Genomic DNA, 26,058 nt, shown 5'->3' with positions numbered 1-26,058 from the left:
CTGTTAACTCCCCTGAACCACGCCGACATTGGCCCGCTTGTCGAGCCACTTGATGAACAATTCTGATCCCGCCGTCAGGGCCAGATACACGGCAGCCACCGGGATAAAGAAGTGGAACGGCATGCGCTCCGCCTTGGCAGCTTCCTCGGCCACACGAACCATATCAGTGAGTCCGATAATTGAAACCAGGGCGGTCGTCTTCAGCAGAACCTGCCAGTTGTTACCCAGGCCGGGCAGGGCATGGCGCAGCATTTGCGGCAGCATGATTCTGCGAAAGGTATGAAGCCGGGTAAAGCCGTAGGCCCGCGCCGCTTCGATCTGGCCCTTTTCAACCGCCAGGAAGGCACCCCGGAAGGTTTCGGTCATGTAGGCGCCAAAGATCAGCCCGATCGTTACAACGCCGGAGATGAACGGGTCGAACTGAAAGAAAAAGTCGATTTCGTAAGCTGCCCAGAGGTAATCCGAGAGCATATTCACTGCAACCTGGCCGCCATAATAGAACAGCAGCATCATCACAAGATCTGGCACGCCACGAATCAGGGTGGTGTAGGTGGTTGCGATACCTTTGGCTACCCGGCTTTGCGACAATTTGGCAGACGCGCCAATGAGTCCCAGCGCAACCGAGAGAGCAAGAGACAGGAAGGCCAGTTCAATGGTGACTACTGCCCCTTCCAACAGGGCCGGGCCATAGCCTTTCAGATCGAGCATGGGAGTGTCCGGTAAGCAGGGGCGGCCCTGATGGGCCACCCCTCGGCAGATTTACATCTTGATGTCGTAAGCGAAGTACTTCTGCATGATGGTGTCGTAGGTGCCATCTTCCTTCAGGGTGCGAAGGGCAGCGTTTACTTCGTCTGCAAGATCGGTGTCGCGCTGGCGCATGGCAACACCCACGCCCTGACCCAGCTTGACCGGCTCACCGACTTCCTTGAAGCCGTCTTTGGAGAGCACAGTTTCTTCACCCACCGGGTAGTCTACGAACACGACATCCAGACGCTGACCTTCCAGGTCCAGAACCATGTCATCAGCAGTGGTGTAGCGTTTGATGGTAACAACGCCGCCCATGTTTTCTGTGACGTAGGTGTCCATGGTGGTGCCACGCTGAACACCAACGGTCTTGCCTTCCATCGCGCTCATGTCAGTGACGTCAGTGTTGAAGCTCTCAGGTCCGAACCAGCCGCCCGGGGTGTTGTAGTACGGCTCGGAGAACAGAACCCGCTCTGCGCGCTCCGGCGTAATGGACATGGAAGACATGATCAGATCGAATTTACGTGCCAGCAGGCCCGGAATCATTCCGTCCCACGCCTGAATTACGAATTCGCAGTTGGCATTCATTTCCTCGCACATGGCTTCAGCCAGCTCTACTTCAAAGCCGGTCAGGTTTCCGTTCTCATCTTTGTATTCAAACGGTGCGTAGGGCACGTCGAATGCGATGCGGAGATCCCGCTCCTGGGCTTGTGCGCTACCAGCAATCAGGGCGAGGGCGCAGCTTGCTGCAAAAATCATTTTTTTCATGTGTCACTTCTCCAGTGGTTTGCCTTTTGGGCTTTATTTTTGATGGAAGTTTTTGGTTCCAACATTTTATTTCTTCACCGGTTCAAGATAGCACCGAGTGTCAGAAGTTGGGAGTCAGGAACTGTTTCATGCGTTCCGAATCCGGGTGATCAAACACTTTCTCGGGGGTACCCTGTTCCTCGATCACGCCCTGATGCAAAAACAGGACCTTACTCGACACATCCCTTGCGAATGCCATCTCGTGGGTGACCACGATCATGGTTCGGCCTTCCTCGGCCAGGCTTTGCATAACCTTCAGTACCTCACCGACCAGCTCCGGGTCCAGAGCCGAGGTGGGTTCGTCAAACAGCATGACTTCCGGTTCCATGGCCAGGGCGCGGGCAATGGCTGCGCGTTGCTGCTGGCCACCGGACATCTGGGCCGGGTAGTAGTCCTTGCGTTCGTAGATACCCACCTTGTTCAGGTAGGCTTCGGCGCGCTCGATGGCTTCTTTCTTGGGAACCTTGAGCACGTGAATCGGCGCTTCAATAATGTTCTCCAGCACGGTCATGTGGGACCAGAGATTGAAGCTCTGAAACACCATGGAGAGCTTTGCGCGGATCAGTTCAACCTGTTTGTTATCCGCCGGGATACGTTCGCCCTTACGGTTGGTTGTGAACCTTATTGGGTCGCCGTGCACGATAATGTCGCCGGAAGTGGGTGTTTCCAGCAGGTTGATGCAACGCAGGAAGGTACTCTTGCCGGAGCCGGAGCTGCCGATCAGGGAAACCACATCGCCTTTGCGGGTCTCCAGTGAAATACCTTTGAGCACTTCAAGCTGGTCAAAGGTTTTGTGAATGTCCCTGCAGATCAAAGGCGCTTGGTCCGCCATGGGTGACTCCTGGGGCTGTAATTCAAAGGCGCATGTTTTACGGACTGTGGATCCGGAAATCAATCCCTTAATGAGAGCGTTTTACCGAAATTCACCGCCGTTGGCTGCATGACATTGTGGTCGAATGATTGTTCAATGCAAGCTTTTTGCCATGCTCAGGTGCCGGCCCGGGAATATTCATTAGCCGCTTCCTGGTTGACTGGCAGCCGGATGAGGGTGCCGCCGTCCTTCTCCATGTCTCTCATTGCCTCGCTGACAAAGCGTACATGAGCCATCGCCACCTTCTGTGCATTGGCAGCCTTTCCGGCAATGACGGCTTCATAGAGCTGCCGGTGCTGGCGGACGATTTTCTTGCGCATTTCTTCTCTTGGGTTCAGGTTGGCAACCGAGGCCTGCACGGTCAACAACATCATGTTTTTCAGGCTATTGAGTACATGCACCAGAACCGGATTATGGGAGGCCTCAACAATCGCCAGGTGAAACCCGTGGTCGAGCCGGGCATTGCTGAGGGGGTCTGTGTCTTCCAGGGCGCGGAAGGCCTTGGTGATGCGATGGCGATCAAGCCGGGTCGCCCGTTGTGCGGCGAGGTAAGCGGCCTGACCTTCCAACTGCTCCCGTACTTCCAGGAGATCGAACAGTGTTCGAGGGTGCCCCTCGAAAAGATGCATCAGCGGGCTTTGTTCCCCCAGCTCGTCTGCTCCGGGAACCATGCTCGCAACAAACGAGCCCTTGCCGTGGCGGGTTTCGATCACACCGCGACCCTGAAGCTCGTGCAAGGCCTCCCGAATGACCGCGCGGGACACACCCAGACGCGTTGCCAATTGTCGTTCGGACGGTATCTTCTGCTCGGGAGCCAGCCCACCATCGAGTATGAGGCGCTCAAGCCGGTATGAGATTTCCTGGGAGATTGCCATGTGAGTGCCTGTGTGCGCTCTCTGGTCTGACCAGTGATTGCTTCTGATTAATCATTTTTCCTTTACTGACTACTATGCGTCCGAGCCCGTTAAATATGGCTGATTCAGCGTATTTCGTCCATTTTTAATGCCTCAAAAACTGGTCAGACCAGTGCTGCCCGAACTGGACTAAACACGGATTGCCGACGAATATTCTTCTAATGTCGGCTCGAGCCGGCGTTGCTTCAACGTTGATAACAACAAAGCCAACGGAGACGTTTCGATGAATTCGAAGAATAACATCCGAACCAAATGTGACACCGGCGAGACCCCACCTCGCAGAAGTTTCCTCAAAACCGCCGCCATGGGCGCTGCTTTGGCGGGCGCAATGCTGATGGGCGCAGGCCAGGCTCAGGCTGCAACCACCTGGAAAATCCAGTCAACCTGGGACGCAGGTACCGTGGGGTACACGCTGTTCGAGGAATGGTGTAAGAGTATTGAAGCCAAGTCTGGCGGAGAGCTGAAGTTCCAGTGCTTCCCGGCCAAGGCTGTCGCCGCCGACAACAACGCACTCTTTGACGCCGTGCGTAACGGTGTTCTTCAGGGCATGAACCCGTTCACGCTGTACTGGTCAGGAAAGATTCCTGCTTCCGTGTTCCTGTCCTCCTACCCTGCAGGTCCCGACCAGCCCCACCAGTGGGACACCATGTTCTACTCCATGGGCATGCTCGAAAAGACCCGGGAAATCTACAAGAAATTCGGCCTGTTCTACGTTGGTCCTATCCAGCACGACGCCAACATCATCCACTCCAAGCAGCCGGTTAACAGCCTTGAAGATCTCAAGGGTATGAAGATCCGTGTGCCGGGTGGCATGGTGGCCGAGGTGTTCCAGCAGTTCGGCGTTTCTACGGTCAGCCTTCCGGGCTCGGATATCTTCCCGGCACTGGAGAAGGGCACCATTGACGCTGCGGACTACGTAGGCCCCGCGGTTAACTACGAACTGGGTTTCTCCCAGGTAACCGACTACATCATCTTCGGACCTCCAGGGGTCATGTCTATCTACCAGCCGGTAGACCTGATGGACCTGACGGTCAGCCTGCGCGCCTGGAACTCGATTTCCCCGGAGCTTCAGCAGCTGGTTGAAGACGAAGTGCGCATCTACTCCCAGAAGCACTATCTGGCCATCCAGGAACGCAACATTGCCGCCATGGAGAAGTTCAAGGCAGAGGGTGACACGGTTACCCGCCTGAGCCAGGAAGATCTGGAAACCTGGCGGAAGGCCGCGATTCCCATCTGGTTTAACTGGGCGAACAAGAACGAGGACGCACGCGCCATCCTCGATATCCAGCTTGACTACATGATGAACGAGACGGTGGGTTACATCACGGAAGAAGACGTTGCGGACTATCAGTAAAGTCTGACCATTCAACAATAACGATAAACGGGGAAGGCAGGGTTAGCCGATTCTGGATTAACTCTTCCTTCCCCGCTCTTTGATCTAGGTGGTAACAACATGTCTGATCTGAGTGCATTTGGCTTTGTCATGCCGCACTGGTTCTACTGGGGCTGGCTTGCCGTAATGCCACTGCTCATGATGGCTTGGGACAAGTGGAGCAGCAAGCATGGCGGGGATGAGGCCGAGCCCGAGAAAACGGTTTCCGAGTTACAGTCTGAAGAAGATGATCCGCTTGCTCAGTTTGAATATGAGGGTAACTGGTTTACGAAAATCGTTGACTGGATGTGCGAGAAGTCAGGCCTTTTCGTTGCGTTCTGGACCATCAACGCAGTGCTGTTCTATTTCTTCGAAGTGGTAATGCGTTACCTCTTCAACATGCCAACGATCTGGGTGCACGAGGCCAGCTTCCTGATTTTCGGTATGCAGTACATTCTTGCCGGCGCTTTCGCGCTGTTGCATGGCGCTCACGTGCGGGTGGATGTTGTCTACAACTTCCTGCCGGTTCGCGGGCGAGTGGGCATGGATATTTTCACTTCCATGTTTTTCTTTATTTTCGCGGCGGTTCTGGCCATCACCTCCTGGACCTTCTTCCAGGACTCTCTGATGATGCAGGAGACCACTGTCGAGACCTGGGGCATTCAGTACTACCCCGTGAAAGGTGTGATGTTTGTGGGCGCAATCCTGTTGCTGCTCGCCGGTTTTTCCAAACTGCTTAAAGACATCGTTCTGTTCATTCGTCTCGGTCAGGAGCGCACATCATGAGTTCTACTACTGCAGCGCCCAACAACGGCATGGCCGGGAAGCTGGGCACTTGGTTAATGATCATCGCCACCGTTGTGCTGGCGTTTGTCATCTGTGTTGAGTTGATTAACATTCTGTTTTACGACCCGTGGAGTGACGAGAAATTTCTCTTCAAGCTCTCGGGTAGCCTTTCCGGCGTAGAAATCGGTCCGTTGACCTATCTGATGTTCGGCTCCCTTGCCGTCGCCCTGATGATGGGCTTGCCCCTGGCTTTCGTGACCGGTGGCCTGGGTGTCATGTTCATCTATCTGGTCGGCGACGCCATGATGCTGAACATCGTCCCCGGCCGGATCTTCCCGCTGATGGCCAACCCGGACATCGCGGCGATTCCCCTGTTCATCTTCATGGCATCCATGCTTGAGCGCGCGGGCCTGATCGAAGAGATGTTCAGCGTGGTATACAAGTGGATGGGTGGCATCAGTGGCGGTCTTGCCGCTGCAACGATTGTCGCGTCAACGATTCTGGCGGCGATGGTGGGTGTTATCGGCGCTGCCGTTGTCACCATGGGCATCATCGCGCTGCCGGCCATGCTGAAGCGGCATTACGATCACAAGATTGCCATCGGCTCCATCATGGCAGGCGGCACCCTGGGGATCCTCATTCCGCCTTCGATTCTCGCTATCCTGTACGCAGTAGTAGCGCAGCAGTCGGTGGGCGAGCTTTACCTGGGTTCGCTGTTGCCAGGCTTGCTGCTCTCAGGCCTGTACCTGACCTACGTGCTGGTTCGCAGCTGGATAAACCCGAAGCTTGGGCCGCCGATTCCGCCGGAAGACCGGATCAGTCTGAAAGAGAAGGTTAAGCTTCTCGGCAACCTGATCGCGCCTCTCGCGCTGGTTGGTCTGGTTCTTGGTTTGCTGTTCGGCGGTATTGCCACGCCGGTTGAAGCCGCAGGTATCGGCTCGTTCGGTGCCATCATCGTTGCGATGATGCACAAGAAATTCTCGATCGCGGGTCTGCGTGAAGCATCTGTGACCACCGCAAAAGCATCCGCCATGGTTCTCTGGATCATGTTCGGTGCCTCGGTGTTCGTGGGCTTCTACATCCTCCAGGGTGGTCAACAGTTCGTAACGGACGCGATTCTTGGTACCGGTATGTCTGCCTACGGCATCCTGTTCCTGTTGATGGTGCTGCTGGTTGTACTGGGTATGTTCCTTGACTGGGTTGGTATCCTGTTGCTTGCGGTACCCATCTTTATTCCGATCGTGAAAGCGCTGGAGTTCCCCGGCCTGTTCGGCTTCCCGCCGGTTGCCGGTGACGACGTGGTGCTCTGGTTCGGTGTGTTGTACCTGGTGAACATGCAGATGTCTTTCCTGAGTCCGCCGTTTGGTTACGCACTGTTCTACATCCGTGGCGTTTGTCCCCCGGAAATCTCCATGGGTACCATCTTCAAGTCATCCCTGGTGTTCCTGGCGATTCAGGCGTTCGGACTGTTCATGTGTGTTCTGATTCCCGGCATCGTGACCTGGCTACCAGGGCTGGTTTACGGCTAATCAAATCAAGGAGTAATGCTTTATGTTGACGATCAAACGACTGGACCTTGCCGACGCGCGGATCCTCATCGAGGGCGCTGCCGAAAAAGCCCGCGAGATCGGTGTGCCCATGTGCATCGCTGTTGTGGACGAATCCGGCAATCTGGTGGCCTTTGAGCGCATGGATGGCGGCAAGATCACCAGTGTGACCATTGCCCAGGACAAGGCCTTTACGGCGGCTGCGGCCAAGAAGGCCACCCATGACTACAACAAGGTGAACGTGCCCGGCAGTCTGGCCTTCGGTATCCATACCGAAGTGGGTGGGCGTATCAGTTCTGTCGGCGGTGGCCTGCCGGTGATCGTCGACGGCGATGTGGTGGGTGGTATCGGCATCAGTTCCGGTACTCCCCAGCAGGATATGGACTGTGCCCAGGCCGGTCTCGACCACTTTGAAACAAAACGCGGTTGATGACTGTCACACAGACGTAATTCATACCCAGAGAATGCTATGACTACCAAGCCGAAAGCCAGCAAAGCCGAGCTGGCGGAGCAGTTCCGGGCGTTTATCGACCCGGACTACGTCATCACCGATGACGAGACCATGAAGCCCTACGAATGCGACGGCATGTCGATGTATTGCGAGATGCCCTTGCTGGTGGTGCTGCCGGAGACCGTAGAGCAGGTGCAGCGAGTGATGCGCATCTGTAACGAAAACTCAGTGCCGGTCGTGGCCCGCGGTGCCGGAACCGGGCTCAGTGCCGGTGCCATGCCCAATAAGGAAGGCGTGGTGCTGTCGCTGGCCAAGTTCAATCGCATCGTGGAGATCGATCCGCTGGCACGAACGGCAAGGCTGCAGCCGGGGGTTCGAAACCTCGCGATCAGCGAGGAGGCGGCCCAGTATGGCTTGTATTATGGCCCGGATCCCTCGTCCCAGATCGCCTGCACCATTGGCGGTAATGTGGCGGAGAACTCCGGCGGCGTGCATTGCCTCAAGTACGGTTTGACCGTGCACAACATCCTCAGTGTGGAAATGGTCACTGCCGAGGGTGATGTGGTGACTGTGGGCAGTGATGGTCTGGACAGCTGCGGCATGGACCTGCTGGCTTTGATGACCGGCTCGGAAGGTCTTCTGGGTGTTGTTACCGAAGTGAAGGTGAAGCTGCTGCCGAAGCCGGAAGTGGCTCAGGTTGTCATGGCCGGGTTTGATGACGTGCAGAAAGGCGGTGACGCCGTGGGTGGGATCATCGCCCACGGTATCATCCCCGGTGGTCTGGAAATGATGGATGGCCACGCCATTATCGCAGCGGACGACTTTGCCCAGGCGGGTTACCCGAGGGATGCCAAGGCGCTGCTGTTGTGTGAAGTGGACGGTACCGAGGAAGAGGTCCACGAGCATATTGCCGAAGCCGAGGAAGTGTTCCGCAAACTGGGTGCCACGTCGGTACGAACCTCGCAGAGTGAGGAAGAACGTGCCCTGTTGTGGAAAGGCCGCAAGTCGGCGTTCCCGGCGGTGGGCCGGATCTCCCCGGACTACTACTGCATGGACGGCACCATTCCCCGCCGCGAGATCGCCTACGTTCTTACGGAAATGGAAAAGATGTCCGAAGAGTTTGGTCTGCGTGTCGCCAACGTGTTCCACGCCGGTGATGGCAACCTGCACCCCCTGATCCTTTTTGATGCCAACGTACCTGGCGAATTTGAGCGCACCGAAGCCTTTGGCTCCCGCATTCTGGAAATGTGTGTGGAAGTGGGGGGCTGCATAACCGGCGAGCACGGTGTGGGCGTGGAGAAAATCCGCCAGATGGCGGTGCAGTTCAACGATGAGGAGCTGCAACAGTTCCACGACGTGAAGGCAGCGTTTGACCCTGCCGGTATCCTGAACCCGGGCAAGGGTGTTCCCGCCTTGCGGTTCTGCCAGGAATACCGCTCACTCGAGCACAAACAACACACGCACGAGCATACGGAAGCCGCCCATGGCTGATATTTCCCAACAACTGAAGGAGCAGGTGCTCCAGGCCCGGGACAGCGGGCACAAACTCAACATTGTCGGCGGTGGCACCAAGGCCTTTATGGGCCGGGAAGCCGACGCCGATGCCGGAACCCTCAACGTGGGCGAGCATACCGGCATCGTGGATTACCACCCGGTAGAGCTGGTGCTAACGGTTCGCGCCGGCACGCCGCTGAGCGAGATCGAAGCCACTCTGGCCGAAGAAGGCCAGTGCCTGCACTTTGAGCCGCCGCATTTCGGCGAGGCCTCCACCATCGGCGGCACCCTGGCCTGTAACCTCTCTGGCCCGGGACGCCCCTGGGCGGGCTCGGTGAGGGACCAGGTGCTGGGTATCCGGCTGCTGAATGGCAAGGGCGAACACCTTCGCTTTGGTGGCCAGGTGATGAAAAACGTGGCGGGTTATGACGTATCCAGGCTCCAGGCCGGCGCCCTTGGCACTCTGGGTGTGATCACCGAAATCAGTATGAAAGTGATGCCGAAACCGGCGGCCTCCCTGACCCTGGTTCAGGAGATGGGCATGGACGAGGTGATTCACTATATGAACAGCCGCGCCGCCGAGCCCAAGCCGATCACGGCCGCCTGCTGGGTAGACGGGAAGGTATACCTGCGCCTGGCCGGTGCCAAATCCGGAGTGGAAGCCACGGCTGAAAAATGGACCGGCGAGGTGATGGAGCAGGGCGACCAGTTCTGGCGCCGGGTGCAGGACATGCACCATGAGTTTTTTGCCGGTAATGACGTGCCGCTCTGGCGTTTTTCGGTGGGCTCGACTGCCGAAACACCGAAACTTGAAGGTAACTGGTTTATCGACTGGGCTGGTTCCCAGCGCTGGTTCCGGGGCGCAGGTGAACTGAAGGACCTGGAACCTGCCGCCCGTGCTGCCGGTGGCCAGGTGAGCCTGTTCCGTGGTGGCGACCGCAGCGGTGAGGTGATGCACCATCAGCCGGAGGCCCTGAAGGGGATTCAGCGCCGTATCAAGAATGCCTTCGATCCGGACAATATCTTCAATCCCGGACGTTTATACAGCTGGTTGTAATTATGCAGACGAATCTGGTTCAACAATTTGCCAACACCAAGGAAGGCCAGGAAGCCGAGTCCATCCTGCGGGCCTGTGTGCATTGTGGTTTCTGCACCGCTACCTGCCCGACCTATCAGGAGCTGAACGACGAGCGGGATGGCCCTCGGGGCCGGATCTACCTGATGAAAATGTTCCTGGAAGGAGCGGAAGTCACCGAGAAAACCCAGGAGCATCTGGATCGCTGCCTGACCTGTCGGAGCTGCGAGACTACATGCCCCTCTGGGGTTCAGTATGGCCGCCTGGTGGATATCAGCCGTGGCCTGATGGAAAAGGAGCTGCCCCGGAAACCGAAAGACAAATGGCTGCGCTGGGCCCTGGCCCGGGTGATTCCGAATCGCCAGTTGTTCGGCGTGCTGCTTCTGATGGGGCAGATCTTCCGGCCGGTGTTGCCGGAGAAGCTTCGCACCAAGGTCCCTCCGAGAAAGCAGGCCAGCCCATGGCCGGCGGCCAGTCACAGCCGGATCGTTCTGGCACTGGCTGGCTGCGTGCAGCCTTCTGCGACGCCCAACACTAATGCGGCAGCAGCCCGGGTTCTGGATCGCCTTGGTATTACCATGGTGGAAGCGCCCGAGGCCGGCTGCTGTGGCGCCGTAAACTACCATCTATCCGAGCACGAGAAAGGCCTGGAAAGAATGCGCCAGAATATTGATGCCTGGTGGCCTGCTATTGAAGCAGGTGCAGAAGCCATCATCATGACGGCGTCCGGCTGTGGTGCCATGGTTCAGGACTACGGCCACCTGCTGAAAGACGACCCGGTCTATGCAGCCAAGGCGCAGAAGGTCAGCGAACTGTGCACCGATCTTGGCGCCTTCCTGTTGAAGCAGGATCTGGAAAAGCTGAAGGTTCGTCAGGATCCGGGTAAGGTGGCGTTCCATTGCCCCTGCACCCTGCAGCACGCCATGAAGCAAAATGGTGTGGTTGAGCAGGTACTGACCCGGGCCGGAGTCAACCTGGCGGCCACCAAAGACAAGCATCTTTGCTGTGGCTCCGCTGGCACCTATTCGGTGACCCAGCCGGAGATGAGCCAGAAGCTGCTGGGCAACAAGCTGAAGGCTCTGACCGTCGACAATCCGGATCGCATCGTAACCGCCAACATCGGTTGTCAGATGCACCTGGAGACCAAATCACCGGTGCCAGTACAGCACTGGATTGAGCTTCTGGATCAGTAGCTTGAATCCGGGGTCAGATGAACTTTTCATCTGACCCCGTTTTCGTTTGCCCCCAGGTTAGCGGCTTTTTCCGCTATACTGCCCCACCAAATTACCGAACCACAGGGAGTGGAACCGTATGCCAAGGATGATGGCTGGTCTCGTTTTGTCTTTTTTTCTCACTTCAGCAGTCAGTGCCGAGGTCTACACCTGGATAGACAGTCGGGGCGTAGCGCACTTTTCCGATTACCCGCCTGGAGAAATTCCCCATAAGCAGCTTGACGTGCAGGCGCCTGTCACGGTGCCGATGTCCGAGAACCTCGGGCAAGGAAAACGCGTTTCAGGAATCCGCAAAGAGGTTGAAGGCCTGCTTGCCTCAGGTCGCCCGACGGGCGCCGGAGCAACGGCAAAAGAAAAGGCCGATGCCGAGCTGGAGAAGACCTGCGCAACCTACAGAAGCAAATTGGAGCGGATCCAGTCCAAGCTGCGGGCAGGCTATAGCAACGACAGGGGGAACAGTCTCCGGCAGCAGCGCAGGACGCTCAGCCAGAAGCTGAGCCGCGAGTGCATCCTGCGCTGACTCAGCCTGATATCAGGCGCGTTTGAAGCTGGCCAGGGCAACCGCGGCGGTAACGAACAGCCCACCAAACACCCGGTTCATCTGCCGCTGGCGGCGGGCGGTGGTCATGAACCGGAACAGCTGGCTGGCGAGTAGGGCATAGCCCAGCATCACCAGGCAATCCACTAATATCAGGGTAACGCCCATGGTGATTAGCTGCGGGCCATGGGGTGCACCTGCAACCAGAAACTGCGGGAACAGGGCCACGAGAAAGACCGTGGCCTTGGGGTTGGTCAGGTTCACGAACACTGCATTCCAGAAACGTTTGTGGCCGCTCACGGGCTGGCGGTCGTCATCCATGGACTCCATAACCGGTTCGCGCCATTTCGAGATGCCCAGCCAGATCAGGTAGGCAACACCCAGCCACTTGATGATCGACAGAGCGATGTTCGAGGAGGCAATGATGGCCCCCAGCCCCGCACCCACCAGCAGAATCTGGATCCCGAAACCCAGCTGCAGCCCCATGATGGCTGGCAGCGAACGGCGGACACCGTAACGCATACCATTGCTCATGGTATTGATCGCCCCGGCGCCCGGGGAAACACTGATCAGTACGGCCGCAACAAGGAAGGTCAGCCAGGCTGCAAGTGACATGATTTATGCTCCTGAAAAAGCCAAGAGATACACCGTATAGGCCACGAAGGCAAGCAACAGGGCACCGCCCTCAAAGCGGTTGATGCGTCCGGCCCCACGAAAGCCATAGCACATTGCAAACAGAACCAGGGTGAGGGCCCCCATGACCGGGAAGTCCCGGGCAAGCACCTCAGGTGCCACCGACATGGGCGCAATCAGCCCTGCAATGCCCACAACGGCCAGGGTGTTGAACAGGTTGGAACCCAGAATGTTGCCCAGTGCCAGGTCGTGTTCACCCTTACGAGCAGCAATAATGGATGACGCCAACTCCGGAAGTGAGGTGCCAACGGCCACGATGGTGAGGCCAATAACCAGATCGCTGATGCCAAACATGGTGGCCAGATCAACGGCGCCCCATACCAGAATGCGGGAGCTGACAATCAAGAGCAGTAGTCCGACCACGAGCCATAAAAGCGCTTTTCGCAACGGCATGGCGTGAACTTCTTCGGTCATCTCTTTCGCCAGGGCATCGTCCGGTTGCCGGAAGCTTTGGTAAATGCTCCATCCAATCAGTGCCACGAAAACCAGCATGAGGCCGATTGCATCCATTCGGCTCAGATTGCCGTCCCAAAGCTGCCAGCCGGCAAAGGCGGTTACCAGAATCAGGATGGGCAGTTCCTTGCGCATGACCTGGGAATGCACCGCGATTGGCGCCAGTAGCGCCGTGATGCCGAGAATCAGGGCTATGTTGGTGATATTCGAACCATAAGCATTGCCCAGCGCCAACCCAGGGTTGCCCTGGGACGCGGCCAGCGCAGAGACGGCCATCTCCGGCGCCGATGTGCCGAAGCCCACCACAACCATGCCAATCAGCAGTGGTGGCATCCCGAAGTGGCTGGCTGTGGTAGCCGAGCCTTCTACGAATTTGTCTGCACTCCACACCAGCAGAATCAGACCTGCAATGATCGCCCCAATGGCCATCAGCATTTCAGTCACTCCTTGTAATCAATTGCCTTCTCGGCAGCGCAAGAATCGATGGTGCCACAGGTTCCTGCAATAGGTATAAATGCCCTGCCTTCCATCACTTGATCTCAAGGTAATTGATTTCAGTCAACCCCCGGAGGTGCCCAGGAATGTTACGTTGGTCAAACATTGATCAGAAAAGGAGGGGGAAACATGGCACAAGGAACTGAGAACATCGTAGTCGCATGCGACGGTTCAGAGCATTCGTCACACGCCGCCAAAATGGCAGCGGAGCTTGCCAAAGCGACCAGCCAGCCACTCAAACTGCTTGCCGTCTTCCCCGGCACCAAGGTCGAAAGAATGATCGTAAGTGGTATTCCACAGAGCGACATAGACGAAGAAGCCAGCGAATACGGACGCAAGGCATTTGATGCCGCGAAGCAGGCGGTAAGCGGGATTGTTGAGCCGGCTGAGGAGGTTCTGCTCAAAGGGGACCCAGCGAAGGAAATCGTCGAGTATCTCGATGAAAATCCCGGCTCCCACATGTTCCTCGGTCGGCGAGGCGACTCAATGCTGAGAAGTCTCACTCTTGGTAGTGTCAGTGAAAAAGTCGTGAGGCATGCTCATAGACCAGTGACAGTTGTTAGTGAATAAACGGCAAAGCTCGGTAAACACTCCAAAGCCCGCATCATGCGGGCTTTTTCGTTCCTGATTCCCACGCCCTCCACGATTCGCCACAATTCAAGCGAAAACCCACCGAGAAAGGGTGGCAGCCAAGTCTTTATGCTGACCGAGTGAATTCAACGAAACGAGGTGGCTATGAAGACGACAGAGCTGATTGAGAAATGGCTCGATAAATGTGACCTGGCGAGACTGGCCCAGGAGCGTTACGAGGAAGATCCCAGCCCCACCAATTACACGGAACTGAAAAGAGCCATGAGTGAACGACGGCTGATGGAAGAGCGCATTGATCCCAGGGCAAGTCATGTCCGGAGTATAAGTCTCTAGACTCATACCCCGGCAGGGACGGTTCAGCAACGGCTGTAACCTAGACCTGGAATCGAGCTGTTTGAGTATTGAGACCTTCTGCAAGCCTGGCAAGCTCCTCACTCGCTGCCGATACTTGAGCTGTGGATGCAGCGGACTGATCACCGATATCCCTAATCTGGGTCATGTTCTTATTGATATCCTCGGCCACAGAATTCTGTTGTTCAGCGGCAGTCGCAATCTGACTGTTGTAACGGCGAATTTCCTCCACCGCATGTGAAATCTCTTGAATTGCATTGCCTGAAATTTTGGCTCGCCGCAAAGTCTGTTCTGCAAGTGTTTGCCCCTTCTCCATGCTGCTGACAGCTCCATTAGCGCTCGTGACAAGATTGCCAATCAGAGTTTCGATCTCAACTGCCGATGTCTGTGTTCGTTGAGCCAAAGACCTGACCTCATCAGCCACAACGGCAAATCCACGGCCCTGCTCGCCAGCCCGTGCGGCCTCGATAGCTGCATTCAGAGCCAGTAAATTAGTCTGATCGGCAACAGATTTGATCACATCCAAGATGGTGCCGATGTTGTCAGTCTCTGATTTAAGGGCATTGAGCTGTCTTGCTACTTCTTCGCTCTGTGTGTTCAAGTCCGAGACGAAAGTTAGCGTTTCCTTGACGGCTTTTTCGCCGCTGACAGATTTCTCACTACAAAGTTCAGCCGCCTGGAATGCTGCCTCGGCGCTTTTGGCAATTTCACTCACGGTAGCAACCATTTCGTTCATTGCGGTGGCAACTTGATCAGTCTGGCTCTGCTGCTCGGTAACCCCCCTGTTCGTCTGATCGGTAACAGTAGATAACTCCTCTGATGAGGAAGCAATGCTGTTTGCTCCGAGGTCTATTTCTCGGATCAACTCCCGAAGATTTGTCACCATGGTTCCAAACGCTGTCAGAAGCTGTCCGAACTCATCTCCCCGATCGCTACGGCTATTGACGGTTAAAATACCGGAAGCAACCTTGTTTGCCACGTCCAATGATTCGTTTACGGGACGTGTGATTGTTCGTGTTAGGGTCCAAGCGACGATGGAGCCAATCGCTACGGCAACGATCATTCCACTCACGGTTTCGACTACTGTGAGGTTGTACCGCTCAGCCATTAACCCCATTTCGCGAGCTTTTAACTGTTCTGTTTTCTCTATTGCATTTTTTGCGGCTGCGAAAAGCTGTTCTTCGAGAACAGAAACCGCTTCGGTATTCGAGGAAATGTTTACGGCATATTCTTTCAGGAGTTTTTCATAGGCAGCTACATCAGTATGAATCTCCTCAACGAGTCGCAGGTCTTCGGGTCTTTCGATCAGTTCGACGAGGGTGGAGAGGGCAATTTTCGTCTCATTTAAAAGAGTTTCAGCGTCGTCCATGGCGCTTGGATCTCTAGAAATCCGAAAGTCTTTTTCCTTGAGTTCCGCGCTCAAAAGCGCGATTTCGGCCGTGTTTGCCTGTTTTAATATCGAAACGCGATGATTGTATTCGTTGAGCGAAAGGATGCTGAGAGTGGATACGATAATGATTAATAGAACGAGTAGAGCAAAGCTGAACGAGAGTTTCTTCCCAACAGCAAGGTTTGCCCAGAAAGCACGCATAGCAATTTTATCCTTTGATCGAGGCCTCCCTGCAGAAATTTGTAGTCTGTAAAACAATTCTTGAATTAGAATTCAAACCTTAACTCTAGTTCATCTTACGAATAATTAGTAGTTTTATTAGACTTTTGTCTGGACTGCGTTTTGCGCAGGACCTAGTGGGTAAGTCTTTGAGGCAGGCCGGCCTTGAGCCCGATGTGAGAGCCATTTTTAGCGGCATCGGAAACCACTATTGGTTTATAGGAACGGTAGTTTCCAGAATCCAAAACCAGTCATTAGATATATGCGCATAGGGGGGGTGACATTGATGAAACCTGCGCAAGTCAGATGGCTATGACTCGCAGAGGGATCTATCATTCCGGATTTGCCAATTGCAGATGGGCTTAATTTCCGGGGTAGGGGCAATAAACTGAAAGTCAAAAACAACAAAACCCGCACGAGGCGGGTTTTGTCTGAATTCTTAATGGTGCCCGGAGGCGGAATCGAACCACCGACACGGGGATTTTCAATCCCCTGCTCTACCAACTGAGCTATCCGGGCATGTTGCGCTACTGCTGTGCAACGGGGCGCTATTAAACCGGTTTCGATGTATTGAGTCAAGACTGAGCCGGAAAAATTTCCGAATCTTTTCAGGCATGCTCAGGCTTTGATCAATCCGGCGTTATTGTTCCGGTGGAACGTAGCCTTCGGCCTTGTCGAACGGCTCGTTATTGAAGAAATGTTCCATCTGCGCCTGCAGGTACTTGCGGGTGTTAGGGTCCATCAGGCTCAGGTGTTTCTCGTTGATAAGCATGGTCTGCTGGGCCTGCCATTCTTCCCAGGCCTGCTTGGAAATATTCTCGAAGATATCCTGGCCCTTGGCGCCGGGCATGGGCGGGAAGTCCAGGCCTTCCAGTTCTTTCTGGTATTTGCGGCAGAAAACGGTACGGCTCATGGTGGCTCCTGTTGGCAAATGTTGCTGGCGGTGATGATAACAGATCGTTGCGGGTGAGGGCGCTGGCCGGTCAGATCAAAGCAAGGCAGCTTGCTCAGGTTCGGTAAGTAGCGACCGGATCGGCGCCGGCAGACCGAGGTTGAGGGCTTCATGGCGGTGCAGCCATTTCAGATGATCGCTGTCTGCAACGGTGTTGGCTTGGCCAGTGACGTTCAGGCGGGCCGGCTGAATGTGCAGGTGGTAATGGGAGAAGGTATGGCGAAAGCCGCTGATCAGCTCCGGCTCTCCGCAATCCAGCCCCAGGCTCTGCTCGCAGGCCTCCTGAAGTTCGTCGGCCCCGTAAGCCGGGTCCAGTTCCGGCAGGCTCCAGAGGCCGCCCCAGATGCCACTGGGCGGGCGGCGCTCCAGCAGGATGCGCCCCTCGCCGTCCTCGATAATAACCATCCAGGTGGTTTTCTCCGGTTTGGCCTTTTTCGGTTTGGAGCCGGGATAGAGTGAGGTTTCATTCTGAGCGTAGGCCGTGCAGCCTTCTTGCAGCGGGCAGCTCTCACAGGCCGGTCGGTTGCGGGTACAAACCATGGCGCCCAGGTCCATGATGCCCTGGGTGTAGTCACGCACCCGCTGTTCAGGAGTATGCTCTTCCGCCCGTTGCCAGAGTTGATTGAGAACGGCGGTCTGTCCGGGCCAGCCGGGGATCGCATGGTAGCGCGCCAGCACCCGTTTGACGTTGCCATCCAGGATGGCGGCGCGAATGCCGAAGGCCTGGGCCAGGATGGCGGCGGCTGTGGAGCGGCCGATGCCGGTCAGGGATTCGAGCTCTTCCTGGGTTTGTGGGAACTCACCAGCAAAGTCCTGAACAACAGTCTGCGCGGCTTTTTGCAGGTTACGGGCCCGGGCGTAGTATCCAAGGCCGGACCAGTGGCTGAGCACATCATCCACGGGGGCTTCGGCCAGGGCGTGGACGTCCGGGAAGCGTTTCATGAACGCTTCGAAGTAGGGGATAACGGTGGTTACCTGGGTTTGCTGCAACATGATTTCCGAGACCCACACCCGGTAGGCGTTCCGGTTGTGATGCCACGGCAGGTCATGCCGGCCGTGGCTGTCGTACCATTGCAGCAGCTTGTCGGCGAAACGGTCGTGCATCAGTTGAACAGACCTTTCAGTTTGTCGCCGAGTTGCTCCTGAACCTTTTCTTTCACCTTTTCCTCCGCCTTGGCTTTTGCCTTGTCGACTTCCTCTCGGGCTTTTGCCTTGGCAGCGTTTTCCGCGATGGTTTTCAGAGTGTCCCGGAAGCGGGATCCGTCGAAAGAACACAGGCCGGCCGGGTCCTCGGCGAAGTTGCCCCGGCACTCTACAGGAATAACCGCGTTTTCCACGTATTCGGTGACACGGCAGGCCTCGTCCCTGTGGATCTCACCGACGATTCTCAGGCCCACTTCGTAATCCAGCTGGCTCTGGGCCATATCCACGGTACCGTTGCCCTCAAGGCGCATGCCGGCCAGTGCGGCGACCAGATCGGTGTTATTCAGAGTGTTGCCGTTGATGTCCAGGGTGCCACGCATGTCGTTGAACGGCGTGCTGGTGCCCCAGTCTGTGGTTGTCAGATCTTCCTGGTTGACCAGTGCGATGCCCTGGCAGGCCATGCGGGTCAGGTTCATGCGACGGAACTCGCCCTCTGCCAGGTTGAAGCTGATCTGGCCGTCAGCATTGCTGCGCAGTAACGAGATTCGGTTACCGGTGGTGGTGGCGTTCACTTTGAGGTTCGCACCGCCGCCGAGCATGTCTACCTCCGCAAGATCGGTGAGCAGGGGCAGGGTCTGAACGTTGGTAACGTCTGAAGCCACGGTCCATTTCGGGTTGTCGCTGCGGGCGTCGATGGTCACATTGGCGCCAAAGCTGCCTTTGTAAAGTTTGCCGCTGAACTCATCAATCTTGAGCAGGCCGTTTTTCGCGGTAGTGCTCGCCTTGATTTCGTTGATGGTCAGGTTGCTGACGATCAGCTGTCCGAGACCCAGATCAATATCCAGCAACAGGCTGCGAAGGGTCTCCAGGGGCAGCAGGTCGCCCTCCGGTCCAGTTGCCGCGGTTTCCTGGTTAGTAGGTGCTTCCTCGGCTTCCCCCTCTGCCTTGGGTGGCAGGTAGCGGTCGGCATTCAACTGGTCACCCTGAAGGTTGAAGACGATGCCCGAATCGGCCAGGTTGTAACTGCCAGAGCCATTGAACGTGGTGTCATCCAGTTTGATGGTCAGATTGGTGAGTTCCACCTTGCCCGCCGGACCGCCAATTCCGGTGGAGAATGCGATGGCTTCAAGCACGTCCGCATCGCTGGTTTCCACTGCAGGCTGGCCGAGGTTGTTCAGAAGGTCTTTCAGCGAGAACTCAGCGATGGAGATCTTGCCGCTCAGGGTTGGCTTGTTGCCGAATCCGGAGACATCCAGATCGGTAGACAGGTTCAGGTTGGCCAGGCTGGCGGTAAAGCCGCTCAGAGTGGCGGTTTCGTTTTCCAGATTCGCCCGGGCAGAGCCGCCAAGTTCAGCAGTGACCTCTTTGCCGCCGAACGGCTCGCCGGTCATGTCAAACACAGCATTCAGGCTGGATACGGCGAATTCGTCGAGCGCTTCGTTGGCAGCGAGGCGGGCGCTGATGCTGCCATCCACTTCAAACGTGGGCTGGGTAGTGGCAACCCGGAATCCGATTTCGAGCGGGAACTCGGAACCCAGGGTGATATTGCTGGCGTTAACGGTGAAGTTCTCCAGAGTGACCGATTGGCCGGTGCTCTTGTCCGTGTAGTGCACCTGGGCATTACTGATCTGAACGTTCTCAACGTTGAAGTTCAAGGGCTCGCCGCCGGCTCCTTCACCTTCCTGAGCCTGCTCATCCTGGGTGCCGGCTGATTCTTCCGTTGCCGCTCCGGCTGACTCCTCGGGCATGATTCTGGTCCAGTTGCCGTTGCCCTGTTCGTCCACTTCCAGCCGGGCGTCCAACCCGTCCAGCACGAAGGTGTTTACCCGTGGCGACATGGCAATAAGCGACCAGAAATCGATCTGGGCAACCAACTGCTCCAGGGCCACAAAGCGATCACCCTCCAGTGTGGCTTCTACGGAATTCAGCTCCAGACCGAGTGGAATAAAAGACCAGCCAATGTCGCCCTCAAGGATGAGGTCCAGGTTCGTTGCATCTTCAACGGCTTGTTCAATCTGAGGCTTATAGTCGTTGGGGTTGATCACGGCCATGGCGATGGCAACGGCAGCCACAGCAAGAACGATGAGTGCAACGATACCAATCAGCACATAACGGACGGCTTTCATGATTCAGGCTTCCTTCCTAATGTTGGGAGCTTGCAGTATTCGCGGCGAATACCGACGCCAATGACCCAAAGGATAACGCAGGGTTAACAAATTAACAGCGCAGGAGTATGACAATGCGGTAGTGTTGGGCCAAAATACACGTCCTTGATTTTCCGACTACATTGATACCTATAAACACAAGAAGGAGTTGGCCGTGGCTATTACCGTCTCTATTGAGCTGAACCGGGAGCTTGAGATTCCCGGAGGCTATGATGAAGTGTTTGATCTGCTGGCCGATGTGCCACGTTCAGCCAGTCACTTTCCCAAGGTTCACAAACTGACCGACCTCGGCGACAACACCTACCGCTGGGAAATGGAAAAAGTTGGTGTCGACAAGCACGCCATCCAGTCCGTTTACGCCTGCAAATACCATTCGGACAAAGACGCCGGAAGGATTACCTGGGAGCCGGTAAAAGGCGAAGGCAACGGCGTTGTAAGCGGTTCCTGGACCATTAAATCCAAGGGCGACAATGCCACGGCCGTGAAATTCCAGACCAGTGCAGAGTTGACGGTGCCCCTGCCAAGCCTGCTCAAGCTGGCAATAAGTCCGGTTATCAAACACGAGTTCAACAGTCTCGTGGACACCTACATGAACAACCTCAAAAAGGCTTTCTGACAAGACCCGGTCTGCTGAATAACCGCGTTTCGCTATCGCAGCGATTAAACCGGTTGTGGGACTCTGGCGGACATAAAAGGTATAATCGCCGGATAGAATTTTTCCGGCGTTATGCCGCTCAATTGTCACGGAGTCCCCATGGCCGAACGCAAGGCTCGGGTAGAAAGAAATACCCTTGAAACCCAGATCACCGTTGAGATTGATCTCGACGGTACCGGTAAATCCAGTTTCGACACCGGCGTGCCCTTTCTGGAGCACATGATGGATCAGATTGCCCGTCATGGCCTGGTTGATCTGAATATCGTTTCCAGGGGCGATCTGCACATCGATGACCACCACACCGTTGAAGACATCGGTATCACCCTTGGCCAGGCCTTCAAGCAGGCCGTTGGCGACAAAAAGGGTATCCGCCGTTATGGCCACGCCTATGTGCCGTTGGACGAGGCTCTTTCCCGTGTGGTTATCGATCTTTCCGGCCGCCCGGGCCTGATGATGGATGTGCCCTACACCCGTGGCGCCGTCGGCGGTTTTGACGTTGACCTGTTCGAGGAGTTCTTCCACGGCTTTGTGAACCACTCCATGGTGACCCTGCACATCGACAATCTGAAGGGCAAGAATACCCACCACCAGATTGAAACCGTGTTTAAAGCCTTTGGCCGTGCCCTGCGCATGGCGATCGAGATGGACGAGCGCATGGCCGGTATTACGCCGTCCACCAAAGGCTCGTTGTAAAAGGCTCGCTTTAACCGGTCAGTTGTGGCCGGTCAATCAAGGACACCGCAACAATCATGAAAACCGTTGCCATAATCGACTACGGCATGGGTAACCTTCACTCTGCCAAAAAAGCGGTGGAGCACGTTGCCCCGGACACCACCGTACTGGTCACCGACAACGCCCAGAAAATCCGTGAAGCCGACCGTGTCATCCTCCCAGGCGTTGGTGCCATTCGCGACTGCATGGCGGAAATGCATCGCCTTGGGGTGGTGGATCTGGTTCGTGAAGTCTCTCGGGACCGTCCGTTCCTTGGTATCTGCGTTGGCATGCAGGCCCTGATGTCCCGCAGTGAAGAGAACGGCGGCGTTGACTGCATCGGCCTGTTCCCCTCGGAAGTGCGTTATTTCGGTGACCACCTCACGGAAAACGGCGAGCGTCTGAAAGTGCCCCACATGGGCTGGAACCAGGTGCAGCAGACCATGGATCATCCCCTTTGGCAAAACATTCCCGAGGGTGACCGTTTCTACTTCGTGCACAGCTTCTACGCAGAAGCCGAGGGCAACGCTGATATGGCAGGCCGCACCCACTATGGGGTGGATCTTGCGGCAGCCGTCGCGCGAGACAATATTTTTGCAGTGCAATTCCATCCGGAGAAAAGTGCCCGGGCGGGATTGCAGCTGCTTGAGAATTTTACAAACTGGACTGGAAAATGCTGATAATTCCCGCGATCGATCTTAAAGACGGCAAATGCGTACGCCTTCGTCAGGGCCGTATGGATGACTCCACGGTGTTTGGTGACGATCCTGTCGATATGGCGACCCGCTGGGTGGAAGCAGGTGCCCGCCGCCTGCACCTGGTTGACCTTAACGGCGCCTTCGCCGGCGAGCCGGTCAACGGTGAAATCGTCCAGGCTATTGCCCGCAAATATCCGGATCTACCGATACAGATCGGTGGCGGCATCCGCTCGGCTGAAACCATCGAGGCCTATCTGAAGGCAGGCGTGCAGTGGGTCATCATCGGAACCAAGGCCGTTAAAGAGCCGGAATTTGTCACCGAGATGTGCAAGAAATTCCCCGGCCACATCATCGTGGGCCTCGACGCCAAAGACGGCCGTGTGGCCACCGATGGCTGGGCGGAAGTTTCGGAAGTGATGGCCACCGATCTGGCTAAGCGTTTTGCCACCGATGGCGTGGACGCCATCGTGTATACCGACATCAGCCGCGACGGCATGATGCAGGGCGTCAATGTTGAGGCCACTGCTGCGCTGGCGGAAGAGGGCGGAATACCTGTGATTGCCTCTGGCGGTGTCACCAACATGGACGACCTCAAGCGCCTGGCGACCGTGGCCGACAAGGGTATCCTGGGTGCCATCACGGGACGTGCCATTTATGAGGGCACGCTGGACGTGGCTGAAGCTCAGGCCTTCTGCGACGGCCTGAAGGGGTAAGGACGGCTTATGGCTCTGGCAAAACGCATCATTCCCTGCCTCGATGTCGACAAAGGCCGCGTGGTGAAAGGCGTCAACTTCGTTGATATCCGTGATGCCGGCGACCCGGTGGAGGTAGCCCGTCGCTACAACGAGCAGGGCGCCGACGAGATCACTTTCCTCGACATCACGGCCAGTCATGAAAGCCGTGACACCACCTACGAGACCGTCGAGCGAATGGCAGCGGAAGTCTTCATTCCGCTGACGGTGGGCGGCGGTGTGCGCACGGTGGATGACATCCGTAAGCTGCTGAATGCAGGTGCAGACAAGGTGTCGATCAACACTGCCGCTGTGTTCAACCCCGAGTTTGTGCGGGAAGCGGCCGAGCGCTTTGGTAGCCAGTGCATTGTGGTGGCCATTGATGCCAAGCGCGTCAGTGAAGAGGGTGAGGAGCCCCGCTGGGAGATCTTTACCCACGGTGGTCGCAAGCCCACGGGGCTGGATGCCGTTGAATGGGCGCGCAAGATGGTAGATATGGGCGCTGGTGAGTTACTGCTGACCAGCATGGACCGGGACGGCACCAAGATCGGCTTTGATCTGGGCCTGACCAAGGCCATCAGCGATGCGGTAATTGTGCCGGTGATTGCCTCAGGCGGCGTCGGAGAGCTCCAGCACCTTGCTGATGGCGTTACCCAGGGTGGTGCTGATGCTGTACTGGCGGCCTCTATCTTCCACTTTGGGCAGCACACCATTCCGGAAGCGAAGGCCTTTATGAAGGCCCAGGGTATAGAAGTCCGCGATTAATCCTTCTTTGCGAAAGCAGGTCGAATGGCCTGCTTTTCTCCCTCCGCAAACATCTCACGATTACCGTTACGCATTGCCCAAAGCCCACTGACGGTGGCTATGGCGATACCCTGCTCATCCAGTGTTGGCAGGTGCTTCTCCAGATAATCCACAGTGACCTTGTGAGGATGGCCAATGCCGATGGCACTGCCGTTTTCCCGGGCGCGCTTGATCAGCAGTTTGAACTGGCGGTCTACAAACTCTTCGGTTTGTTCGTGGTCGAGAAACACGTCCCGGGTCATGGTTGGAATCCGGTAGGCGGCAGCGACATCACCAGCAACGGATGAGGCAATGGTGCGGCTATCGATAAAGTATACCGGGTAGCGGAACAGTTCTTTCATGACCCAGTCCATGGGCTGCAGTTGCTGGGTCAGCAGGCTGCCCATGTGGTTGTTGACACCCTGCACATGGGGAATCGACTGCAACGCACGGCGAAGCGTGGTTACCATGCTTTGTTCGTCCATGTCCGGGGTCAGGCCGCCCGGGCCGAGGCCGTAATTGCGGGTGTTGGCCATGGGCGCGTGCAGCATGATTTCCTTGTGCTGCTTGTGGGCGAGCCGGGCAAGGCTGTCGGTGTGGCGCCGGTAGGGCAGGAAGGCCAGTGTAAGTGGCTGATCCAGGTTAGCCAGTCGCTCACCTTCAGCAAGGCTGTGGCCCATGTCATCGATGATGATGGCAATGGTTGGGGGCAGGGCCGTTCTTGTCGGCTCTGCCGACACCGCGCCGGCCGCAATGCAGAATGCCAGTGCCAGCAGAGTACGCGCTACTGTCACTGATCGCTTCCTTCTGCCTTGTCCTTCTTGTTCGGGTTCAGAATCCGGATGCCTTTAAGAAGGTTCAGTGCCGAACGCAGCTGGTAATCCCGGTCTGCGAGGGAGCCTGAATCGGCGTTTGCCTCGCTTTCGCCGTCCTTCTCCTGGCCTTCGTTCTGGCCTTCAAGGTGACCGCTCAGGTCCGCTTCGGTGAAGAAAGGTTTGCTGTCGAGTTCCTTCAGCTCCGCCGGGCGTACTACGATGTCCGGCTTGATTCCGGTTGCCTGGATGGAGCGGCCATCCGGTGTGTAATAGCGGGCGGTGGTCATCTTGATGGCATGGGTCTCATCCAGTGGAATCACCGTCTGGACACTGCCTTTGCCGAAGGATTGGGTGCCCATCACCACGGCCCGTTCATGGTCCTGGAGTGCACCGGCCAGGATTTCCGATGCCGAGGCGGAGCCGCCGTTGATCAGCACCACAATGGGCGTGCCTGCCATGATGTCGCCGGCCCTTGCGCTGAAGCGCAGGCGTGAGCTCTGGATACGGCCTTCGGTGTAGACGATAAGTCCTTCATCGAGGAGGGCATCGGCAGACTCCACGGCTGCCTGCAAGACGCCACCCGGGTTATTGCGAAGGTCGATGATGAGCCCGTCAAGGTCCTGCCCCAGTTCGTCTTCAAGGCCGTTGAGTGCATCCCTGAACTGTGAACCGGTATCCGCCTGGAATTGGGTAATGCGAACATAGCCGTAGCCATTCTCCAGCATGCGGGATTTCACGCTGGTGACCTTGATGATGTCGCGCTCCACTTCGATTTCAATGGGGCCGGTCTCGCCTTCCCTCATGATCGTCAGTGTCAGCACAGAGCCGGGTTTGCCCCTCATCAGTTTGACGGCTTCTTCCAGGCTCATGCCTTTGACCGGCTTTTCATCAAGCTTGATGATCAGGTCCCCGGCCTGGACGCCCGCTTTCTGGGCCGGCGTGTCGTCGATGGGCGCAATCACTTTTACGAAGCCGTTCTCCATGCCCACTTCAATGCCCAGCCCGCCGAATTCGCCGGAGGTGCTTTCTTCCAGTTCCTCGTAGTCCTTCGGTGCCAGGTAGGTGGAGTGTGGGTCAAGGTCCGACAGCATGCCTTTGATGGCGCTTTCGAGGAGTTTGCGATCGCTTACTTCCTCGACATAGGCGTCTTTGATGCGGCTGAATACCTCGGTGAACTTCCGAAGATCTTCCAACGGCAGCTGTTTCTCGGGATCCGGCAGGCTGATTTCCACCCGTTCGCCATTCTGGATGCCTTCGAGAAGCTGTTCGGTGGTGGTGTCTTCATCCTGGGCCCAGACCAGTCCGGAGGCGGTTGCGAAACAGGTAGCGAGCGCAATGCTGCGTAATGGAAAGGCGTTAAGTGTACTTCTGACCCGTTTCAT

General features: G+C 56.6%; 27 protein-coding genes and 1 tRNA gene. 15 read left to right on the top strand and 13 right to left on the bottom strand.

Translation table 11 applies throughout. From position 1 onward, the window contains the following. Nucleotides 1–3: 3 nt before the first annotated feature. From NUW46_RS16600 to NUW46_RS16585, 4 genes are all read right to left on the bottom strand, one after another. A complete protein-coding gene (locus NUW46_RS16600; protein ID WP_136629966.1) occupies nucleotides 4–708 on the bottom strand; it encodes an ABC transporter permease in 705 nt (234 codons plus the stop codon). Nucleotides 709–759: 51 nt separating this feature from the next. After that, nucleotides 760–1,512 carry a transporter substrate-binding domain-containing protein gene (locus NUW46_RS16595; protein ID WP_069181878.1) on the bottom strand — a complete coding sequence of 251 codons (753 nt, stop codon included), beginning with the start codon at nucleotides 1,510–1,512 and terminating at the stop codon, nucleotides 760–762. A 100-nt stretch (nucleotides 1,513–1,612) separates the two neighbouring features. Continuing rightward, nucleotides 1,613–2,383 carry an ABC transporter ATP-binding protein gene (locus NUW46_RS16590; RefSeq protein ID WP_418140720.1) on the bottom strand — a complete coding sequence of 257 codons (771 nt, stop codon included), beginning with the start codon at nucleotides 2,381–2,383 and terminating at the stop codon, nucleotides 1,613–1,615. A 155-nt stretch (nucleotides 2,384–2,538) separates the two neighbouring features. Then, nucleotides 2,539–3,297: an FCD domain-containing protein gene (locus NUW46_RS16585; RefSeq protein ID WP_069181877.1), complete on the bottom strand. Its 759-nt coding sequence runs from the start codon at nucleotides 3,295–3,297 to the stop codon at nucleotides 2,539–2,541. 343 nt (nucleotides 3,298–3,640) lie between these two features. On the opposite strand from NUW46_RS16585, the gene dctP reads away from it, so the two are divergent. The 8 genes from dctP (at nucleotide 3,641) to NUW46_RS16545 (ending at nucleotide 11,813) form a co-directional block, all read left to right on the top strand. Then, on the top strand, nucleotides 3,641–4,690 hold the full coding sequence (gene dctP / locus NUW46_RS16580) for a TRAP transporter substrate-binding protein DctP (protein WP_209400938.1): 1,050 nt from the start codon (nucleotides 3,641–3,643) through the stop codon (nucleotides 4,688–4,690). 99 nt (nucleotides 4,691–4,789) lie between these two features. Next, the gene (locus NUW46_RS16575) at nucleotides 4,790–5,494 is read left to right on the top strand and encodes a TRAP transporter small permease subunit (protein ID WP_136629968.1); all 705 of its coding nucleotides are present in this window, start codon (nucleotides 4,790–4,792) and stop codon (nucleotides 5,492–5,494) included. Continuing rightward, nucleotides 5,491–7,023 carry a TRAP transporter large permease gene (locus NUW46_RS16570; protein WP_153633935.1) on the top strand — a complete coding sequence of 511 codons (1,533 nt, stop codon included), beginning with the start codon at nucleotides 5,491–5,493 and terminating at the stop codon, nucleotides 7,021–7,023. The genes NUW46_RS16575 and NUW46_RS16570 overlap by 4 nt, the downstream gene beginning before the upstream one ends. Nucleotides 7,024–7,045: 22 nt before the next feature. Further along, nucleotides 7,046–7,471, top strand: a complete 426-nt coding sequence (locus tag NUW46_RS16565; protein WP_069181873.1) for a GlcG/HbpS family heme-binding protein — start codon at nucleotides 7,046–7,048, stop codon at nucleotides 7,469–7,471. Nucleotides 7,472–7,510: 39 nt separating this feature from the next. Next, the gene (locus NUW46_RS16560; protein WP_069181872.1) at nucleotides 7,511–8,983 is read left to right on the top strand and encodes an FAD-linked oxidase C-terminal domain-containing protein; all 1,473 of its coding nucleotides are present in this window, start codon (nucleotides 7,511–7,513) and stop codon (nucleotides 8,981–8,983) included. Then, nucleotides 8,976–10,043 (top strand): glycolate oxidase subunit GlcE, encoded by a 1,068-nt coding sequence (gene glcE / locus NUW46_RS16555; RefSeq protein ID WP_418140719.1) that lies wholly within the window; start codon nucleotides 8,976–8,978, stop codon nucleotides 10,041–10,043. The genes NUW46_RS16560 and glcE overlap by 8 nt, the downstream gene beginning before the upstream one ends. A gap of 2 nt (nucleotides 10,044–10,045) precedes the next feature. Then, nucleotides 10,046–11,254, top strand: a complete 1,209-nt coding sequence (gene glcF, locus NUW46_RS16550) for a glycolate oxidase subunit GlcF (RefSeq protein WP_222465357.1) — start codon at nucleotides 10,046–10,048, stop codon at nucleotides 11,252–11,254. Nucleotides 11,255–11,372: 118 nt separating this feature from the next. Further along, entirely contained in the window at nucleotides 11,373–11,813 is a 441-nt protein-coding gene (locus tag NUW46_RS16545) for a DUF4124 domain-containing protein (RefSeq protein ID WP_222465356.1), read from the top strand. A gap of 12 nt (nucleotides 11,814–11,825) precedes the next feature. Here the strand turns inward: NUW46_RS16545 and rhtB are convergent, their stop codons facing one another. Both rhtB and NUW46_RS16535 read right to left on the bottom strand, forming a co-directional pair. Beyond that, a complete protein-coding gene (gene rhtB / locus NUW46_RS16540) occupies nucleotides 11,826–12,446 on the bottom strand; it encodes a homoserine/homoserine lactone efflux protein (protein WP_209400140.1) in 621 nt (206 codons plus the stop codon). 3 nt (nucleotides 12,447–12,449) lie between these two features. Beyond that, entirely contained in the window at nucleotides 12,450–13,412 is a 963-nt protein-coding gene (locus NUW46_RS16535) for a calcium/sodium antiporter (protein WP_153637436.1), read from the bottom strand. Between the two features lie 189 nt (nucleotides 13,413–13,601). Between NUW46_RS16535 and NUW46_RS16530 the strand changes: the two genes are divergently transcribed. Together NUW46_RS16530 and NUW46_RS16525 are read left to right on the top strand one after the other, a co-directional pair. Continuing rightward, nucleotides 13,602–14,042 (top strand): universal stress protein, encoded by a 441-nt coding sequence (locus tag NUW46_RS16530; RefSeq protein ID WP_069181866.1) that lies wholly within the window; start codon nucleotides 13,602–13,604, stop codon nucleotides 14,040–14,042. 165 nt (nucleotides 14,043–14,207) lie between these two features. Next, nucleotides 14,208–14,396 carry a hypothetical protein gene (locus tag NUW46_RS16525; RefSeq protein WP_305965749.1) on the top strand — a complete coding sequence of 63 codons (189 nt, stop codon included), beginning with the start codon at nucleotides 14,208–14,210 and terminating at the stop codon, nucleotides 14,394–14,396. A 40-nt stretch (nucleotides 14,397–14,436) separates the two neighbouring features. On the opposite strand, the gene NUW46_RS16520 is transcribed toward NUW46_RS16525, so the two are convergent. The 5 genes from NUW46_RS16520 to NUW46_RS16500 form a co-directional block, all read right to left on the bottom strand. Continuing rightward, nucleotides 14,437–16,005 carry a methyl-accepting chemotaxis protein gene (locus tag NUW46_RS16520; protein WP_418140718.1) on the bottom strand — a complete coding sequence of 523 codons (1,569 nt, stop codon included), beginning with the start codon at nucleotides 16,003–16,005 and terminating at the stop codon, nucleotides 14,437–14,439. A 461-nt stretch (nucleotides 16,006–16,466) separates the two neighbouring features. Beyond that, nucleotides 16,467–16,542 (bottom strand) — tRNA-Phe (locus NUW46_RS16515). Between the two features lie 121 nt (nucleotides 16,543–16,663). Further along, on the bottom strand, nucleotides 16,664–16,936 hold the full coding sequence (locus NUW46_RS16510; RefSeq protein WP_008169302.1) for an oxidative damage protection protein: 273 nt from the start codon (nucleotides 16,934–16,936) through the stop codon (nucleotides 16,664–16,666). Between the two features lie 75 nt (nucleotides 16,937–17,011). Further along, nucleotides 17,012–18,079: an A/G-specific adenine glycosylase gene (gene mutY, locus NUW46_RS16505; protein WP_222465354.1), complete on the bottom strand. Its 1,068-nt coding sequence runs from the start codon at nucleotides 18,077–18,079 to the stop codon at nucleotides 17,012–17,014. Next, a complete protein-coding gene (locus NUW46_RS16500; protein ID WP_418140717.1) occupies nucleotides 18,079–20,244 on the bottom strand; it encodes an AsmA family protein in 2,166 nt (721 codons plus the stop codon). The genes mutY and NUW46_RS16500 overlap by 1 nt, the downstream gene beginning before the upstream one ends. Before the next feature lie 193 nt (nucleotides 20,245–20,437). Between NUW46_RS16500 and NUW46_RS16495 the strand changes: the two genes are divergently transcribed. From NUW46_RS16495 to hisF, 5 genes are all read left to right on the top strand, one after another. Further along, a complete protein-coding gene (locus NUW46_RS16495; RefSeq protein ID WP_418140716.1) occupies nucleotides 20,438–20,899 on the top strand; it encodes an SRPBCC family protein in 462 nt (153 codons plus the stop codon). A gap of 138 nt (nucleotides 20,900–21,037) precedes the next feature. Then, complete coding sequence (gene hisB, locus NUW46_RS16490; RefSeq protein ID WP_014578250.1) at nucleotides 21,038–21,631, top strand: imidazoleglycerol-phosphate dehydratase HisB; 594 nt, start codon at nucleotides 21,038–21,040, stop codon at nucleotides 21,629–21,631. 56 nt (nucleotides 21,632–21,687) lie between these two features. Beyond that, a complete protein-coding gene (hisH, locus tag NUW46_RS16485) occupies nucleotides 21,688–22,329 on the top strand; it encodes an imidazole glycerol phosphate synthase subunit HisH (protein WP_418140715.1) in 642 nt (213 codons plus the stop codon). After that, nucleotides 22,323–23,060, top strand: coding sequence for a 1-(5-phosphoribosyl)-5-[(5-phosphoribosylamino)methylideneamino]imidazole-4-carboxamide isomerase (gene hisA, locus NUW46_RS16480; RefSeq protein WP_418140714.1), 738 nt, complete (start codon nucleotides 22,323–22,325; stop codon nucleotides 23,058–23,060). Before hisH ends, hisA begins: the two co-directional genes overlap by 7 nt. A gap of 9 nt (nucleotides 23,061–23,069) precedes the next feature. Beyond that, nucleotides 23,070–23,843: an imidazole glycerol phosphate synthase subunit HisF gene (gene hisF, locus NUW46_RS16475; protein ID WP_069181860.1), complete on the top strand. Its 774-nt coding sequence runs from the start codon at nucleotides 23,070–23,072 to the stop codon at nucleotides 23,841–23,843. Here hisF and NUW46_RS16470 read toward each other — a convergent pair. Further along, entirely contained in the window at nucleotides 23,840–24,655 is an 816-nt protein-coding gene (locus NUW46_RS16470) for a divergent polysaccharide deacetylase family protein (RefSeq protein ID WP_418140713.1), read from the bottom strand. The two genes, hisF and NUW46_RS16470, sit on opposite strands and share 4 nt — an antisense overlap. After that, complete coding sequence (locus tag NUW46_RS16465; protein WP_418140712.1) at nucleotides 24,652–26,058, bottom strand: S41 family peptidase; 1,407 nt, start codon at nucleotides 26,056–26,058, stop codon at nucleotides 24,652–24,654. Before NUW46_RS16465 ends, NUW46_RS16470 begins: the two co-directional genes overlap by 4 nt.

Origin of the sequence: Marinobacter sp. MA, from assembly GCF_048298425.1 — a bacterium.
GTDB lineage: Bacteria > Pseudomonadota > Gammaproteobacteria > Pseudomonadales > Oleiphilaceae > Marinobacter > Marinobacter salsuginis.
This window is presented reverse-complemented; position numbering and strand designations above follow the sequence as displayed.